The sequence below is a fragment of the Bartonella sp. ML70XJBT genome (genome assembly GCF_028618425.1).
Taxonomy (GTDB): domain Bacteria; phylum Pseudomonadota; class Alphaproteobacteria; order Rhizobiales; family Rhizobiaceae; genus Bartonella.
In genome coordinates this window covers 1-1829 of sequence record NZ_JAQISX010000074.1, presented here as the reverse complement: position 1 = coordinate 1829, position 1829 = coordinate 1, and the positions used below count along the sequence as shown (strand labels likewise).

Here is a 1829-nt window from a genome sequence, read left to right as displayed (position 1 = left end):
AATAGAACGCTTGCAATATAATACGTTTTGTATGTAAATACTTATGATTTGGAACTGGTTATTCCAAAGCCTCCATTGAAAAGCCGCGTCATATCAATTGGCACGGCTTTCTTTTTTGGAGTTCTCTCTTTTATGAGACGTTTTAAGGAATGCATCTTATGATGCGTTTATAGCTGTAAGAAGGCGCCCCCCACGCCGTTCTTTATTCTGTTTTATCAACAATCTTGATAACATGATCGCTTTCATAAACCTCACAATTTTGGGGCACCAACTTTTCTTTGCTTTTTTTGTTTATTTTTGCATTCCCATAAGCACGCCCCCAGACCTTTGCACAATATGAGAGTTTTGCATTGCCATAGACAGAGCCATAAACTTCACAAGAGCCAGCCACGCTAGCAGAGCCATAAACCTTCCCATAAATCTTTGCACGACCCCTAATAACAGCATAATTATAAACCTTGCCATGGCTATAAATGCAAGCCGATCCAGAAACATTGGCATGACCATAGACACAAGCCTCATCATACACCCAGCAATTGCCATCATGAGAAAGATTGACTTCTTTTTCAATAAAGCCACCCAAGGCACCCGCCTTAACATCATCAAAATCTTTTAAAGCCCGAATGCGATAAAGATTGATAATATTACGAGTCAGAGCATGTTTTATTTGTTTGATTTCGCTGGTTAATTTATATTTTTTAGACATAAGAATACCCTCACAATTTAATGTGATAAACATTTGCTAAAATTTGGAATGGAAAATCTAAAAGAGGGGCGCCCCCGCAACGCCCACGCATTTATTTACGCTGCTGTGTTTTCAATAATCTTTACAACGTGATCGTTTTCATAAATTTCACAATCAGAAGGAATCCCATATGCATAGTAAACGTTTTGTTCAACATATGAATAACCATCTCTTTTTAATCTTGCATTGCCATGTACCAAACCTCTAATGGTGTGATAACCAGTCACTTTTGCATTCCCATAAACAGAACCGTAGACCTTAACATACCCACCCACGCTAGCATTGCCATAAACCTTGCCATAAATTTTAGCAGCGCCACTCACAACAGCATCATCATAAACTACCGCCTTGCTATGAATACGTGCACTTCCTGATAATTTTGCATTCCCATAAACCTTTGCACTATTATAAACCCAAGCATTATGAGAAAGATGAGCATTGTCATAAACATGAGCTTCAAAATACACGCGGGTTTTATCACATACATGAGCATTGCCATAAACAAAGCCACCAATGGCAGCATTGCCATAGACCCTTGCATTTTCATAAACACGACCAGATTTTACAACACAAGCATTATCATATACCCAGCAATTGCCATCATGAGAAAGGTTGTTTTCACTTTCAATAAAACCACCTAAATCCCCAGCCTTTACATCAGCAAAGTCTCTTAATGCTTTAATGCGATAAAGAGTTTGATTATTTAATACACGTGTCTCATTTGTGAGTGCAAATTTCTTTTGCATAGCACAATTCCTTTATAAGAAGATTTAATTTTTGAATGAAAGAATTTGGTTAGAAAGCAGGCGCCCCCGCACCGCCCGCGCGTTTATTTATGCAGTTGTAAAAACAATTTCACCAGTGATAACAGGTTCTTTATAATTGCCACCAATTTTGGTATTACCACTTATCTCAGTATAACCAATCACTTGAGCATTGCCAAATACATGCGCATTCCCATAAACCTTGCCATAAATTTTAGCATTGTCATAAATGCGCGCATCATCATAAACCTCAGCATTCTCAGAAATTAAAGCATTATTGGAAACCCGCGCACCACCATAGACCTTGCCATAAACCTTAG

Annotated in this window: 2 protein-coding genes and 1 pseudogene; all 3 read right to left on the bottom strand. The window is 38.3% G+C overall.

From position 1 onward, the window contains the following. Window positions 1-202: 202 nt before the first annotated feature. The gene (locus tag PVV65_RS09595; RefSeq protein ID WP_273790006.1) at window positions 203-706 is read right to left on the bottom strand and encodes a hypothetical protein; all 504 of its coding nucleotides are present in this window, start codon (window positions 704-706) and stop codon (window positions 203-205) included. Between the two features lie 95 nt (window positions 707-801). Beyond that, window positions 802-1491, bottom strand: a complete 690-nt coding sequence (locus PVV65_RS09590) for a hypothetical protein (RefSeq protein WP_273790005.1) — start codon at window positions 1489-1491, stop codon at window positions 802-804. An 87-nt stretch (window positions 1492-1578) separates the two neighbouring features. Beyond that, window positions 1579-1829, bottom strand: a pseudogene (locus tag PVV65_RS09585) (hypothetical protein); the annotation flags it as partial.